Origin of the sequence: Streptomyces sp. NBC_01446, assembly GCF_026340095.1 — a bacterium.
GTDB classification, from domain to species: Bacteria; Actinomycetota; Actinomycetes; order Streptomycetales; family Streptomycetaceae; genus Streptomyces; species Streptomyces aureus.
The window spans coordinates 1,075,371-1,089,140 of sequence record NZ_JAPEPO010000002.1 but is presented as its reverse complement, the minus strand read 5'-3'; the positions used below and the strand labels follow the sequence as shown (position 1 = coordinate 1,089,140).

The window sequence follows — 13,770 nt, the reverse complement described above, 5'->3', positions numbered from 1 at the left end:
TGGATGCACAACGCGGGGGCCGGCCGCGGCCCCCGCGTCTCAGGCCGTGGGCAGGACGCACGCGGTGTCGAGGCCCAGCACATGGTTGAGCCGGCCGAACGCCAGCCAGGAACCGATGCTCATGCTCAGCTCCACGATCTCGACCTGGCTGTACAGCGCGGTCATCCGGGACCAGAACTCCTCGTCCAGACCGTGGTGATCGAGCGCGTACCGCTCGGCGTACTCGGCCGCGAGCCGCGTGCGGTCGTCGAAGGCGTCGCTGGTGCGCCACTCGGTCACCGAGTCCGCGAAGGACTCCTCGACCTTCTCCCCGTCCCGGTCGGTACGCCAGTCCAGGCAGAACTGACACCCGTTGATCTGCGCGATCCGCAGCCGTGCCGCCTCGAACTCCCGCAGGCCCAGCGTCGTATGGGCGTACACGGACAGCGAGAAGTTGGCGGCCGCCATGCCGATACCGGGGACCATGTCCCCCCAGACGTAGCCGATCGGTTCCTGTCCCTCGGGGATCTCGATGATCATCATTGCTTCCTTCCGCGATGGCCGAGCTTTCCGACTGCGGGGCGCAGCGGGACGTCGAGCGCGTCGTAGAGGCCCGGGGCCTGGTCCACGAGCCAGTCGATGGCGTTCACCAGCCGGCCGACCGCGGTGGCGTTGCCGCCGGCCGACCGGTTCTCGCCCTCGTCCGCGGCCTCGACGGTGACCTCGATGCGCGGACGGCCCTCGATGACCACCCGGTGCGCCCCGGTGCCGTCGGGGGGCGTCGGCCAGTCCGGCGCGCAGGACGGGTGGATGCGGGTGACGTGCTCGATGACGATGAGGGGTTCGCCCCCGACGATGCCCTGCACCTCGAACCGTACGGCGCCCTGTGTGCCCGCCTCGAAGTCGCCCATCGTGCGCGTACTCACCGTGGTGTCGAGCGGGCGGCGGTCCAACGTCTCGCGGATCTCGTCGAGTTCGACCCCGAGCGCCCGCGCCATCAGACGTATCTGCCCGCCCCACACCATCGTCGGGACGGTCTCCCACAGCATGGGCGGGTCGTAGTCCATCGGCTGGCCCATGCCCACCAGGAGCCGTACCGAGTCGGGCTGGTCGTACGTCGAGTAGTCGAAGATCTCCTGGCAGCGGATCGCGTCGACGGTGCTGCCGAGCCCGCTGACGAGGAGCGGCAGGACGTCGTTGCCCCAGCCCGGGTCGACGCCGGAGGCGAACAGGGAGCCGCCGCCCTCCGCGATCGCGGCCACCACCGGATCCCGGAACTCCGGCGGCGCGCCGCGGTGGTCGTAGAGCGGATAGAGGGCGGGAGAGACGACGACGGCGCCCGACCGCAGGGCCCGGGTGATGTCGGCGAGGGCGTCGTCGGGGCGGATGTCGCCGGAGGCCGCGTACACGACGGCCCGGGGCCGGGCGGCCAGCACCGCTTCGATGTCGTCGCTCGCCCTGACCTCCAACTCGTGGGCGAGGCCCGCGAGTTCACCCGCGTCGCGGCCGACCTTCGCGGGGTCGTGGACCAGTACGGCGACGAGCTCCAGTGCCGGGTGGGCCTCGACGGCACGGATGGCCGCGCGCCCGACATTTCCGGTACCCCAGACAACGGTCGAAATCATGCGCGGAGAGTAGCGCCGGGACCCGAACCTTCCTAGACACATGACGTGTTCGGGAGATGCCGACCGACGGCCTACGCACCGAGTGACCGTCCCGGGCGCCCCACTATGCTCAGCAGTTCGGCCCGGGCGAGGTGTGCCCGGGCCGACATGCTGAGTTGTACGGGGATCACGGAGGAAATGTGCGCAGGACGGTAACCGGTATTGCTCTGGTCGCGGCGACAGCCGCTCTGCTGGCCGGGTGCGGCAGCGGCGGGGGAGACAGCAAGGGGGCGGGGGCGAAGCAGGACACGTCGCAGGCCCCCTCGCCCGCCGCCTCGAAGCCGGCCGGGGGTCAGGAGGCGACCCGCGAAGTGACCTTCGAGGTGCGGGGCCAGGGCAGTACGCAGGTCTTGTGGACGGCCGGAGACAGCAAGACGGAGCAGGTGAACCTGCCCTGGACGAAGACGATCCAACTGACCGTCAAGGGCGCCGAACTGAAGGTCGGCAGCCTGGTGTCGGTCGTCCCCGGCTCGGTGACCGGCTCGGACGGACAGCTCGTGCCGGCCTCCTGCGTCATCAAGGTCGACGGCAAGCAGGTCGCGGACAACAAGGACGGCAAGTCGATCGCGGGCTGCAAGTACCTCGTCAAGTGACCGCCCTCAGGTGAGCGACGGGGCGCTACGCCACGGCTTTCGACGTCCCCTTGAGCTCGATCTCGACGAACGCCAGCCACGTGCCGCCCGTGTTGACGACGTCGTGCTCGCCGCCCGCCGGGCGCGCGTAGGACTCGCCGGCGCGCAGCTGTGACTCGGTCACGGTGCCGTCGGGGGCGAACGCGCTGATCCGGCCGTCCACCACGGGCACGACCACGTAGTCGTGCTCGTGGACGTGACGGCCGGTACGCGTGTCGGGCTCGAAGTCCCAGCGGGTCACCCGTACCTGCTCGTCCTCGTGCTGCACGCTCGGCTTCGCGGTCGTCGTCATCGGAACTCTCCCTGCTGTCGATCACGGGGCGTCGGCTCCATGCCCACGTCAGAGGCCTGATCGGCATCCGAGGTCAGTGGATCACAGGATTCGGAGGCGTACGAAACCGTGTGGAGGCGCGCGGCTCCGACGGTCCGCTCGGCAGCGACGCGGACACGACCACGCACTCGGCGGACGTGTCGTTCACGGCCCCGGAGTCGGCCTGATCCGGCGCTCTTCCGTCCAGGGATGCCCGTCAGCCCAGCAACTCGGCCCAGTTCGAGGGGACTCGGTCCGCGGGGCCGGGGGTCCGCTGTGTCTCGGGATGGCTGACGGGGGGAGCGAGGTCCGGGCCCGTCTCGATGAGCGAGGACGTGTTGTAGTCCCAGAACCAGTTCTCGCCCGGCTCGAAGCTCTGGATCACCGGGTGGCCGCTCGTCTTGGCGTGATCCGTCGCGTGCTTGCCCTGTGAGTCGTCGCAGCAGCCGATGTGGCCGCACTGCGCGCAGCGCCGCAGATGGAACCACCAGCCGCCGGCCGCGTCGCACTCGACGCATCCGGTGCCGCTCGGCGGGACCGAGGGGTCGATTCCGTTCGTGGTACTCATGAAGGCTCCTGTGGGGGGTCGGATTCGGGGTTCGTGGACGTGAGGGGGAGACGCACCTGGAAGCGGGTGTCTCCGGGCTCGGAGTGCACTTCGAGCTGGCCGTGGTGCTTGTTGACGACGATGCGCCAGGAGATGTCCAGGCCGAGCCCGGTTCCCTCGCCCACCGGTTTGGTGGTGAAGAACGGGTCGAAGATGCGGCCACGGATGTCCGCGGGGATCCCCGGCCCCGTGTCGCGGAACTCCACGAGCAGATGGTCACGGTCGAGCGCGGTGCGCACTGTCAACGTGCCCTCGCCGCCTGTGCTGTTCATCGCCGCGACCGCGTTGTCGACGAGGTTCGTCCACACCTGGTTGAGTTCGCCGGGGTAGGCCGGGACCTCGGGCAGTGTGCGGTCGTAGTCCTTGACGACCTTGATTCCGTTCCCGAACTTGCCGGAGAGCATCATCAGCGTGCTGTCGAGCAGTTCGTGCACGTCGGCGAACCGGGAAGGGGCCCGGTCGATCTGGGAGTACTGTTTGGCCGCGTCGACGAGGTGGGAGATCCGGGCGGTGGAGTCCTCGATCTCGTTCATGAGGAGTTCGGTCTCGACCGTGTAGTTCAGCCACCGCATGGCGCCTTCGAGGGTTTCCTCGCCGACGGCCGTGGCGACCTGGTCGAGCCAGTCGACATCGAGGCCGGCCTGGACGAAGTTCGGCGCCAGCTGCCAGCCGGCGGTGATCCCGTGGTCGTCCAGCCAGTCCGTGAGGACGTCCTCGCGGTCGGAGGTCTCCAGAGGAGTCAGGACAGGAGCCTTGGACACCTGCTCGGCCGTCCGCTCCTGGATCTCGATGAGGGTCTCCAGCGTGGCCCGCCGGTACGGGCCCGAGGCGATCGCGCCCAGCTTGTGCCGCATGCCCGCGACCCGCTCGCGCAGTGAAGACGTGGCACGCGCCGCCGCCGCGGCCGGGTTGTTGAGCTCGTGGGTGAGCCCGGCGGACAGCGAGCCGAGCGCCAGCAGCCGCTCCCGCTGGCCGATCGTCTGCTGGGTGTTCCGCACACCGAAGAACAGCCCTTCAAGCAGGTGGACGGCCATGGGGAACCATTCCCGCACGACGTCCGCGAAGGTGTCCGCGGGCAGGATGAAGAACCGCGAGGGCTCCGTGACCCGCATCGAGCTGTTGTACGTCTGCGGGGCGCGATCGCCGAGATAGGACTGGAAGGCGCCCGCGTACACACCGCGGCTGGAACTCCGGTTCACCTCCACGTCGTCGGCGCCGACGCGGCGCGACAGGACGAGCGTGCCCGCGAGGAGTACGTAGAAGCAGGTCGACGGATCGCCTTCCGCGTACACGGGCCCGGGATCGAAGGCCTCCACGCGGCCCTCGCGGCACAGCCGGTCGAGCTGGTCCGGGTCGAGCTTCTCGAACAGGAACAGTGAGCCCAGTTCCTCGCGGTTGCACGGAACCGGCCGCCCGTTCACGGCTGCTCCAGATACCGGTGCACGAGCATGACGGCCATGGCTCCCTCTCCGACGGCGGACGCGACGCGCTTGGCGGACTCGGAGCGCGCGTCCCCGGCCACGAACACACCGGGCACATTGGTCTCCAGGTGGTACGGCGGCCGGTCGAGATCCCAGTCCGCGGGCGGCCGTCCGTCCGGGGTGAGGTCGGGACCGGCCATGATGAACCCCCGCCCGTCCCGCAGCACCGTCCCCTCCAGCCAGCCGGTCAGCGGCGCGGCCCCGATGAACACGAACAGCCACTGCGCATCCACGAGTTCGGTGTCCCCGCTCGCCACGTCGCGCAGGGTCAGCTGTTCTAGATGATCGGATCCGTGCGCGGATTCGAGGACGGTGCCGGTGCGTACGGAGACGTTGGGCGCGTCCTCGATCTGCTGGACGAGATAGTGCGACATCGAGGCGGACAGCGACGGGCTCCGTACGAGGAGGGTGACGGACTTGGCGCCCCTGGCCAGGTACATGGCGGCCTGACCCGCCGAGTTCGCGCCACCGACGATGTACACGTCCTGGCCCTGGCAGGCGCTCGCCTCGGTCAGCGCGGAACCGTAGAAGACCCCGCACCCCGTGAGTCCCGCGAGGCCGGGGGCGTCGAGCTGCCGGTACGACACTCCGGTCGCGAGGATCACGCTGTGCGCGGAGACGGCGGAGCCGTCGGAGAACAGCACGGTGCGCGCGGGCCCGTTCACCTCCAGGCCCGTCACCTCACGTGCGGTGAGGATCTCGGCGCCGAACCGCGCGGCCTGGCGCCGGGCGCGTTCGGTGAGCTGGGACCCGGACACACCGTCCGGGAAGCCGAGGTAGTTCTCGATCCGTGAGCTCTGGCCCGCCTGCCCGCCGGTCGCCGAGCGTTCCACGAGCACGGTCCGCAGTCCCTCGGACGCCCCGTAGACGGCGGCGCCGAGCCCCGCGGGGCCGCCGCCGACGACGACCAGGTCGTAGAAGTCGGCCGTCGGCGTCGTCGCCAGGCCGACCCGCGCGGCCAGCTCGGCGTCCTCGGGTTCGACGAGCGCGGTGCCGTCCGGGGTGATCACGAGCGGGAGCCGCGAGCCGTCCTGCCCGGCGGCGGCCAGCAGACAGCGTGCTTCCGGATCCTCGGACGAGTACCACCGGTACGGCACCTGGTTGCGGGCGAGGAACTCCCGTACGTCCGACGACCGGGCCGACCACCGGTGCCCGACGACCTTCGTGGTCGCCACGGGCTTGCGGTCGGTGGCCCGCCACGTCTCCAGCAGGTCCTCCACGACGGGATAGAGCTTCTCCTCCGGCGGGTCCCATGGCTTGAGAAGGTAGTGGTCGAGGTCGACGACGTTGATCGCGTCGATGGCGGCGCTCGTGTCGGCGTACGCGGTCAGCAGGACCCGGCGCGCGCCCGGATAGATGTCGATGGCCTGCTCGAGGAACTCGATGCCGTTCATCTCGGGCATCCGGTAGTCGGCCAGGATCACCGCCACCAGGTCGCCGCGCAGCTTGAGCTCGCGCAGCGCGTCCAGGGCGGACGCCCCGGACTCCGCGCGGACGATGCGGTATGACTCGCCGAAGCGTCGCCGCAGGTCACGGGCGACGGCGCGGGAGACCCCCGGGTCGTCGTCCACGGTCAGGATGACGGTGCGCGCTGGGCCTGCGGCCTGTGCCATGCGTCTTCCACCCCGAACTCATCGGCGTCTCGCTCCGGCGCCGGTTCCCGCGGACGTGCGCGCGGGAGCGGCCGGAGAACAAACCCCATCGTAAGTTCGATCGCCCGGGTTCGCGCTGGAATGCCCGCGGGGTGCGTGACCGCGGGGATGCGTCAGTGCGGGAGGCGTGTGCCCCGCGTGAGGTCGCCGGGGTCCGTGTTCGCGCCGCAAAGGATCACGGCGACCCGCTCGCCGGGTGCGGGCGTGCAGACGCCTGAGGTCACCGCCGCCAGCGCCGCGGCCGCCGCGTGCTCGACTGCGAGCCGCCGGTCGTCCCACAGGGCCTGACGTGCGGACACGATCGCCTCGTCGGTCACGAGAACGGACCGTACATGGTCCTTGCCCGCCCATTCGAGCGCCATCTCGGAGGTACGGCGTGCGCCGAGGGAGTCCGCCGCGACGGAGTCGACCGGGACGTCGACCACCGCGCCCGCCTCCAGCGCGGAGTGCAGGGCGCAGCAGCGCTCCGGCTCCACGGCCACGACACGCACGCCGCGCTCCAGCGCCGACGCGGCGATGCCCGTGAACAGTCCGCCGCCGCCCACCGACACCAGGACGGTGTCGACGCCGGGCAGCGCCTGAACGAGCTCCTCCATGACCGTGCCGGCACCGGCCGCGATCAACGGGTGGTCGTACGCGTGGGACTCCAGGGCCCCGCTCTCGGCCGCGTACTTCTGCGAGGCCGTCAGCGCCTCCGCGTACTCCGAGCCGACCTGCCGGACCGTGGCACCCAGCCGCCGGAGCCTGTCGACCTTCACCGCGGGCGCCGTCTCGGGGACGAAGACGGTGGCCTGGACCGAGTGCCGGGCCGCGGCCCAGGCGCAGGCGAGCCCGGCGTTGCCCCCGGAGGCGATGACGACGCCCGCGTCCGGCATCAGGCCCGCCTCGATGTGGCTGCTGACGAAGTTGAAGGCACCACGCGCCTTGAACGAGCCGGTGTGCTGCATGAACTCCAGCGCAAGCCACCCTTCGGCCTCGCCGAACGCACCGTCGAACGCCCGGTCGCCCAAGGGGGCCACCATGAGCGGGCGGGTGTGCCCCGCGATGCGGTCCGCCGCGGCCCGTACGTCGTTGAAGGCAATGGTCACGAGCTTCTCCTCGGATGAGCGGGTGGTGACGACCCTACGAGAAGGGGTAGGCGCCCCGGCCGTCACCCGTTCCCTCGCACCGCGTGCCCCCGCAACGTCCACGAACTGGACCTCTCCGCGTTTGAGTGCCGTGTGCAGCTAACCTGTGCCGGTCCATTCGACAGGAGGCGTCAGTGAGCAACGGACGGATCGTCGCCGCCCTCGACGGGGCCTGCGTGCGCAGGTTCACGACGGGCCAGGTCATCCTCGACGACATCAACTGGACGGTGCGCTCCGGCGAACACTGGGCCCTGCTCGGCGCCAACGGCGCCGGCAAGACCAGCGTGCTCCGCCTCATCGGCGCCCTGATGCACCCCACCACCGGCACCGTCGAGGTCCTCGGCCACCGCCTCGGCACGGTCGACGTACGCGAACTGCGCGCACACATCGGCCTGGTGTCGAGCGCGCAGCGCGTGCCGCAGGACCTCACCGGGCACACCGTCGTCCTGACCGGGCACACCGGCACCGTGCAGCCGCTGTGGCGCAAGTACGACGCCGACGTGCGCGAGCGCGCGCACACGCTCCTGGCCGAACTCGACATCAAGGAGCTCGCCGACCGGCCGTACGGCGTCTGCTCCGGCGGCCAGCGGGCCCGCATCCTCATCGCCCGCGCGCTGATGGCGGACCCGTCCCTGCTCCTGCTCGACGAACCCTTCAACGCGCTCGACCTGCCCTCGCGCGAGGACCTCATCGACACGATGCGTCAACTCGCCGAGGGACGAAGGGGGCTGGCGACCATCACCGTCACCCACCACCTGGAAGAGCTGTCACCGGCGATCGGCCACGCGCTGCTCCTGCGCGACGGCCGAGTTCTGGCGGGAGGCCGGGCCGACGAGGTGCTCACGTCCGCCCGGATGACGGCCTGCTTCGGCCGCCCCATCGAGGTGTCACGCCACGGGGGCCGCTGGCTGGCCAGCTCGGGCACCGCGAGCCAGGTCCCCCCGGTCGCGGGAGGGTCAACGACCCGGGGCTGAAAGTCGCGGGCTTGCACAACGGGCGCCACTGGCTGTGGTGCTGGGTTTGCGTCCTGTCCCACGCCCGGTGTTCGGGGGTGGGTCTGGGGCGGTTGACTGCGCCCCGCGTCGCCACAACTCTTCCGCACGGTGGCGGATGTTGCGGGAGCCGTTCCAGTCCGCGTGTGCAACAACACCGCAGGACCGGCATACGAAGCGGGACTGACTGGCCCGGTTCGCCTTGTCGATGTGCCCGCATTCGGCGCAGGTGCGGGAGGTGTACGCCGGATTGACGTGCACCACCACTACCCCTGCCTTGCGGGCCTTGTACGCGATGAACTGGCCGAGCTGAGCAAAGGCCCAGGAGTGGAGGGTGGCCCGTTGGGGCTTGCGAAGCCGTACCCGTGCGCGGATGCCGGTGAGGTCTTCCAGGGCGATTCCGCGTCCGGTGCGTTCTGCCTCGGCCACCACATGTTTCGCGATCTTGTGGTTGATGTCCCGTCCACGCCGCGCCTCCTTACGACGCCGCTTCCTCAGGCGCCGTTTGGCGGACGGGGTGTTCTTACGCTGGAGTTTCGTACGCAGGACGCGCTCGCGCAGGCGCCCACGGTTCAGCCGACGCCCGGCCATGATCTGACCGTCCGAGGTGGTCGCGATGTTCACGATCCCCAGGTCGATCCCCAGGAACTGGGTGATGCTGGTGTCGAGTTCGGCCTCGGGAACCTCGCAGGTGGCGATCAGGAACCACATCCCGTCGCGGAACAGCAGGTCGGACTCGCCCTTGCGGCACAGGGCCAGGCGGGCCAAGTTTGCGGGGGCGGCGGTGAACGCCACCTCTTTCATCCGGCCCGACAGGGTCCAGATCGACACCGTGCGCTCCGTGTGCTGCCAGGACAGCATCCGGTCGTCATACGGCTGCGCGCCCTCCGGCCGGAAAGCGATCGGTTTTTCGGTGGCCCGCCGGTAGCGCTTGGAGGAGGGCCTGCCGAGATTCCCGGCCTTCAGGTTCGCCCTCAACGTGCGGTACGCGTCGCAGGTCTTCTTGATGACATGCTGGGCCGCCTGAGCGCCGAGCCCCCACCGGTCCTTGACCTGGGTGTAGGTGTGCTCACGCAGGCGGAAGTTGCGCTTGATGTCCTTCTCGAACGCCATCTGGGAGACCCAGGTCGCGGCTTGATTGCAGGCATGCAGGGTTTCCTCAAGTGCCGCCGCCTGCACGGGCGTCGGCAGGAGTTTCACCTGCACGGTCAACTTCACGACCGTGACGTTACCTGCCGCCCGACATGCCGGCATTCGAACAGCGCACATTCCTCACCGGGCACTCCGGCCCGGTTTCTTGCGGGCGCTCCGCGCCCGTTGCCGCGGCGATGCTCCGCATCGCCATCACCGGATGCGAATCCTCCCAGGGGTGAACCCCCGGGGTTCCTCGCAAGAGCACGCTGAAGCCAGGGCCATTTCGTCTGGATCAGGGGCTCGCGGGGTCTGGTGCGCACATCTGAGGCGTTTTCGTCTGTTGTCGTCTCGATGCGAACGAAAGACCTTAGGTCCACCCGGTGACAGGCGGCCGCACGGTCCAGCCGGTCGTTGCCACCACCTCGCGGGCGATGTCGCCGACCGTCCGTCCGTCGGTCGCCACTCGCACGGTGTCCGCGGGGGCCCGCTCGTCCAGGAGGCGTGCCTTGCGGGCGCTGCCCCGCAGCTCCGTCTCCAGCTCCGAGCCGAGCTCCCGGGCGGTCAGCCGCTCGCCCGCGGTGGCGTCGGACGCGGTGAGCAGGACCCGTACGATCCGGACGCCCGGTCCCATAGCGCGCTCGAACATGCCCGCCGCCTCGGGCAGCACGCTCACTGTGTTCGTGTAGATGAGGCGGCGGTAGCCGCGCCGGGCGAAGTTGCCCCACACGGCCGTCAGGTTGTCCTCGGTGACCCCGGCCCGGTGCGGGTCGCCCTCCGGCGCCGGATGCACCTGCCCCATGAAGTCGCCCTCGATCACGGCGTGCGACACCTCCATGGCACGCAGGAGGGCCGACACCTCCCATCCCACGGTCGTCTTGCCGACACCGGCCCGTCCGCCGAGGAGCAGCACTTCGGCATCACTCATGACAGCAGGGTGACAGGGCACACCCGCCATGCGCGATCCGAAATCGCCGCGAACTTCTCCGTCGCGAGTCCTGGACCTCAAGTGCGGTTGAGTTTCTAGGCTCGGATGCACCGAAGAATCGTGCGCACCGGACGGAGCGAACCAGTCATGGAGTACTCGCACAGCGACGCAGAACTGATCGAGCAGCCCATCGGCTACTGGGCCTGGGCCGCCTACAAGGCTGTCGTCACCCGCACCCGGGGCGCCCTCGCGGAGAAGGGCACCACCCAGCCGCAGTGGTGGGTCCTCGCGCAGGTGGCACGGGCCGACCGCATCAAGACCCGGACGGAGGTGTCCGAAACTCTCAGCGGCTACCTGGACGCGGGTGAGGCCGTCCTGGCGGAGGAGATCGACACGACGATCGCCCACGGCTGGATCACCGAGGACGCCGAGGGGCGGCTCTCGCTCACGCCGGAGGGCAAGGACTTCTTCGATGAAGTCGCCCTGCTCCAGAGGGAGTTGTGGGCCGAGCGGCACGCGGGAGTCTCGGACGAGGAGTATCTGACCACTCTCAAGGTGCTTCAGCGCTTCATCCACAACACGGGCGGCCACGCCTGGCACCACTGACGGCGGCCGGGCGGTCCGGCCACAGGACACGCCGCCGATGACGTAATCGGAGCTCCGGCCCTCGAGGCTGGGACACCCTGTGGTCGTCCGACCGCGGGGTGCCCGGTCACCCGTCGCCGCACACGCGGTACACGCAAGGAGGCGGGACGCGTCGTGAGGAATTCCGGAATCGACTACGAGCAGGTGTTCCAGGCGCTGCCCGGATCGGTCGCACTGCTCAGACCCGACCTCGTGTACGTGGACGCCAACGAGGAGTTCTGCCAGATGTCGGGGCGTACCCGTGAACAGCTCGTCGGCCGGTATCTGTTCGACGTCTTCCCGGACAACCCCAACGACGACGGTGCGACCGGCATGCGCAACCTGGAGCTGTCGCTGCGGAGGGTGGTGGCCACCGGGGAACGCGACGCCATGGCGCTCCAGCGGTACGACGTCGAGTACCCCGACCGGCCCGGCCAGTGGCACGAGCGCTACTGGAGTCCGGTCAACGCCCCTGTCTTCGGCCCCGACGGCAGCGTCGTACTGCTGCTGCACCGGGTGGAGGAGGTCACCGAGCTGATCCGCGCCAAGGGCGGCCGCGACGGTGACCGGGCCCAGGTACTGGAGGCGGAGCTGTACACCCGCGCCAGGGAACTTCAGGAGGTCAACGAGCGGCTGCGCCGGGCCCACGCCCGTGAGCGCGAGGTCGCCCTGACCCTTCAGGCCGCGATGCTGCCCGTGCCGGAACGCGTCGGCGGTGGCAGGGCGGCCGTGCGCTACCGGCCGGCCGTGGGCGCCCTGAACGTCTGCGGCGACTGGTACGACCTGGCCGAGCTGCCCGGCAATCGGCTCGCGGTGGCCGTGGGTGACGTGGTCGGCCACGGCCTGCACGCGGCCGGCGTCATGGGCCAACTCCGCAGCGCTCTGAGCGCCGCCGTGCTCGTGGCCGACGGCCCCGCGGCCGCGCTCGACGCACTCGGCCTCTATGCCCGCTCGGTCGAGGGCGCCGAGTCCACCACCGCCGCACTGGCGGTCGTCGACTTCGACCGCCACACCCTCGCCTACAGCAGCGCGGGTCACCTTCCGCCCGCACTGCTGCACACCGACGGCACTGTGGAGTTCCTGGACCGGGCGACCGACCCGCCCCTCGGCGCCCGCCCCGAACACGTCCCCAGACCGGAGGCCGAGACCGCCTTCGAGGACGGTGCCACGCTCGTCCTCTACACCGACGGCCTGGTCGAGCGGCGCCGCGAGGACATCGACACGGGCCTGGCCCGCCTCGCGGACTGCCTGGCCCGCCACGCGTCGGCGGACGCGGAACGCCTCGCCGACACCGTGCTCGCCGAACTGATCCCGCGTGGCGGCAACTCCGACGACACGGCAGTCGTGATCATCCGGCTCTGAGCCTCTGAGCCTCTGAGCCTCTGAGCCTCTGAAGCCTCTGATTCGAAGTGCCTTACCCGCGCGCGGAGTTGTGGTGCTGGAGGGTGCGGGCGAGGCGCGGTCCCAGCCACTGCTTGAGTCTGCGCAGTGACTGCAACTGATCGGCGGCCCGGTCGATCCGGTAGTAGAGCTGGGGCGGGATGTGGGGGAGCAGCGGGGAGTGCCGCTGGCCGAGGAGGGCGAACATGTGGGCCGGCGGGAGCTGGATGTAGCGGGGGAGGTTCTCGTACCACTGCGCGCTGTGCCGGGCCGCGCTCTGGACGGACAGCAGCTCGCTCTTGCGGGTGCGCTCGTAGTGGCTGAGCGCCGGCTGGATCGTCTTCGCCGCGGCGAGGGAGCTGGCCAGGACCATCGCGTCCTGCATCGCGAGCGTCGTGCCCGCGCCGATCGAGTAGTGCGTGGTGTGCGCGGCGTCGCCGAGCAGCACCAGATTGCCGTGCGACCAGGTGCGGTTGGTGAGGGTGCGGAAGGTCTGCCAGGGGGCCGGGCCGCCGAGGTCGCTGCGGCCGATGAGCGAGTGGCCGTCGAGGAGAGACGCGAAGATTCCCTCCAGGCGGCGCAGGGCCTCCGGCTGGGGCAGGCGGTCGAGTTCGAGGCCCTGCCAGGTCGCCTTGGAGCACTCGACGACGCAGGTGCTGTGCTCGCCGCTGTACCCGTACGCGTAACACCAGATCCAGCCGTGCGCGGTCTGTGCGAAGGCGAACGTGAAGGAGCGGAACACCTTGGTCGTGCCGAGCCAGAGGTAGGGGTTGCGGCCCAGGGTGGTGTGCGTGCCGAAGTGGCCGGCATGGCGGTCGCGCAGCGTGCTGTTGGCGCCGTCACCGGCCACGATCAGGTCGGCCTCGGGCAGTTGCTCGCGGTCGGGGACCTCGCGGCCGTACTCGATGTCGACGCCGAGGGACCCCGCGCGGCGGGCGAGGATGTCGAGGAGCTTGTGCCGGCCGATGGCGAAGCCCTCGTCGCCCTCGTGGGTCGTGGTGCGCTCCCCGACATGGGCGACCCCGTCACGCCAGCGCAGCGACCCCTCGCTGATCGCGGACGCGGAGTGCGGGTCGTGGCGCCTGAGCCGCTCCAGCATGTCCGGCCAGTAGGTGACGCCCCAGCCGTAGGTGGAGCCGGCCGGGTTCCGCTCGAAGACGGTGATGTCGTGCGAAGGGGCCTGGAGCTTCAGCAGGATCGAGAAGTACAGGGTGGCGGGTCCTCCACCGACACAGACAACCTTCACGCACACTCCCTGGGTCT

14 protein-coding genes are annotated in these 13,770 nt (G+C 70.2%); 4 read left to right on the top strand and 10 right to left on the bottom strand.

What is annotated here, in order from left to right; translation table 11 throughout:
- Window positions 1–39: 39 nt before the first annotated feature.
- The gene (locus OG456_RS42725; protein WP_266570778.1) at window positions 40–519 is read right to left on the bottom strand and encodes a carboxymuconolactone decarboxylase family protein; all 480 of its coding nucleotides are present in this window, start codon (window positions 517–519) and stop codon (window positions 40–42) included.
- Window positions 519–1,604 carry a dihydrodipicolinate reductase gene (locus OG456_RS42720; RefSeq protein ID WP_266570467.1) on the bottom strand — a complete coding sequence of 362 codons (1,086 nt, stop codon included), beginning with the start codon at window positions 1,602–1,604 and terminating at the stop codon, window positions 519–521. Before OG456_RS42720 ends, OG456_RS42725 begins: the two co-directional genes overlap by 1 nt.
- A gap of 179 nt (window positions 1,605–1,783) precedes the next feature.
- On the opposite strand from OG456_RS42720, the gene OG456_RS42715 reads away from it, so the two are divergent.
- On the top strand, window positions 1,784–2,236 hold the full coding sequence (locus tag OG456_RS42715) for a hypothetical protein (RefSeq protein ID WP_266570466.1): 453 nt from the start codon (window positions 1,784–1,786) through the stop codon (window positions 2,234–2,236).
- A 25-nt stretch (window positions 2,237–2,261) separates the two neighbouring features.
- Here the strand turns inward: OG456_RS42715 and OG456_RS42710 are convergent, their stop codons facing one another.
- The 5 genes from OG456_RS42710 to OG456_RS42690 all read right to left on the bottom strand — a co-directional run bounded on the left by OG456_RS42710 (window position 2,262) and on the right by OG456_RS42690 (window position 7,413).
- Window positions 2,262–2,567: a cupin domain-containing protein gene (locus tag OG456_RS42710; protein ID WP_227299348.1), complete on the bottom strand. Its 306-nt coding sequence runs from the start codon at window positions 2,565–2,567 to the stop codon at window positions 2,262–2,264.
- Between the two features lie 235 nt (window positions 2,568–2,802).
- Window positions 2,803–3,153: a UBP-type zinc finger domain-containing protein gene (locus tag OG456_RS42705; protein WP_266570465.1), complete on the bottom strand. Its 351-nt coding sequence runs from the start codon at window positions 3,151–3,153 to the stop codon at window positions 2,803–2,805.
- Window positions 3,150–4,613 carry an ATP-binding protein gene (locus OG456_RS42700; RefSeq protein WP_266570464.1) on the bottom strand — a complete coding sequence of 488 codons (1,464 nt, stop codon included), beginning with the start codon at window positions 4,611–4,613 and terminating at the stop codon, window positions 3,150–3,152. The genes OG456_RS42705 and OG456_RS42700 overlap by 4 nt, the downstream gene beginning before the upstream one ends.
- Window positions 4,610–6,286 carry an FAD-dependent oxidoreductase gene (locus OG456_RS42695; protein WP_266570462.1) on the bottom strand — a complete coding sequence of 559 codons (1,677 nt, stop codon included), beginning with the start codon at window positions 6,284–6,286 and terminating at the stop codon, window positions 4,610–4,612. Before OG456_RS42695 ends, OG456_RS42700 begins: the two co-directional genes overlap by 4 nt.
- Window positions 6,287–6,438: 152 nt before the next feature.
- Window positions 6,439–7,413, bottom strand: coding sequence for a threonine/serine dehydratase (locus OG456_RS42690; protein ID WP_266570461.1), 975 nt, complete (start codon window positions 7,411–7,413; stop codon window positions 6,439–6,441).
- Between the two features lie 173 nt (window positions 7,414–7,586).
- On the opposite strand from OG456_RS42690, the gene OG456_RS42685 reads away from it, so the two are divergent.
- Window positions 7,587–8,426 (top strand): ABC transporter ATP-binding protein, encoded by an 840-nt coding sequence (locus OG456_RS42685; protein ID WP_266570460.1) that lies wholly within the window; start codon window positions 7,587–7,589, stop codon window positions 8,424–8,426.
- Here the strand turns inward: OG456_RS42685 and OG456_RS42680 are convergent.
- Together OG456_RS42680 and OG456_RS42675 are read right to left on the bottom strand one after the other, a co-directional pair.
- Window positions 8,409–9,662 carry a transposase gene (locus OG456_RS42680; RefSeq protein ID WP_266570459.1) on the bottom strand — a complete coding sequence of 418 codons (1,254 nt, stop codon included), beginning with the start codon at window positions 9,660–9,662 and terminating at the stop codon, window positions 8,409–8,411. The two genes, OG456_RS42685 and OG456_RS42680, sit on opposite strands and share 18 nt — an antisense overlap.
- 283 nt (window positions 9,663–9,945) lie before the next feature.
- Window positions 9,946–10,503 carry an AAA family ATPase gene (locus tag OG456_RS42675; RefSeq protein WP_266570458.1) on the bottom strand — a complete coding sequence of 186 codons (558 nt, stop codon included), beginning with the start codon at window positions 10,501–10,503 and terminating at the stop codon, window positions 9,946–9,948.
- Between the two features lie 147 nt (window positions 10,504–10,650).
- Here OG456_RS42675 and OG456_RS42670 point away from each other — a divergent pair, with 147 nt between their 5' ends.
- Window positions 10,651–11,109 (top strand): MarR family winged helix-turn-helix transcriptional regulator, encoded by a 459-nt coding sequence (locus OG456_RS42670; protein ID WP_266570457.1) that lies wholly within the window; start codon window positions 10,651–10,653, stop codon window positions 11,107–11,109.
- Between the two features lie 153 nt (window positions 11,110–11,262).
- Window positions 11,263–12,489 carry a SpoIIE family protein phosphatase gene (locus OG456_RS42665; RefSeq protein WP_266570456.1) on the top strand — a complete coding sequence of 409 codons (1,227 nt, stop codon included), beginning with the start codon at window positions 11,263–11,265 and terminating at the stop codon, window positions 12,487–12,489.
- Between the two features lie 52 nt (window positions 12,490–12,541).
- On the opposite strand, the gene OG456_RS42660 is transcribed toward OG456_RS42665, so the two are convergent.
- Window positions 12,542–13,753: an FAD-dependent monooxygenase gene (locus tag OG456_RS42660; RefSeq protein ID WP_266570455.1), complete on the bottom strand. Its 1,212-nt coding sequence runs from the start codon at window positions 13,751–13,753 to the stop codon at window positions 12,542–12,544.
- Window positions 13,754–13,770: the final 17 nt, after the last annotated feature.

Coding starts and splice junctions, on each gene's coding strand:
- OG456_RS42725 (WP_266570778.1), bottom strand. CDS start 519: ATGATCATCGAGATCCCCGAGGGACAGGAACCGATCGGCTACGTCTGG.
- OG456_RS42720 (WP_266570467.1), bottom strand. CDS start 1,604: ATGATTTCGACCGTTGTCTGGGGTACCGGAAATGTCGGGCGCGCGGCC.
- OG456_RS42710 (WP_227299348.1), bottom strand. CDS start 2,567: ATGACGACGACCGCGAAGCCGAGCGTGCAGCACGAGGACGAGCAGGTA.
- OG456_RS42705 (WP_266570465.1), bottom strand. CDS start 3,153: ATGAGTACCACGAACGGAATCGACCCCTCGGTCCCGCCGAGCGGCACC.
- OG456_RS42695 (WP_266570462.1), bottom strand. CDS start 6,286: ATGGCACAGGCCGCAGGCCCAGCGCGCACCGTCATCCTGACCGTGGAC.
- OG456_RS42675 (WP_266570458.1), bottom strand. CDS start 10,503: ATGAGTGATGCCGAAGTGCTGCTCCTCGGCGGACGGGCCGGTGTCGGC.
- OG456_RS42670 (WP_266570457.1), top strand. CDS start 10,651: ATGGAGTACTCGCACAGCGACGCAGAACTGATCGAGCAGCCCATCGGC.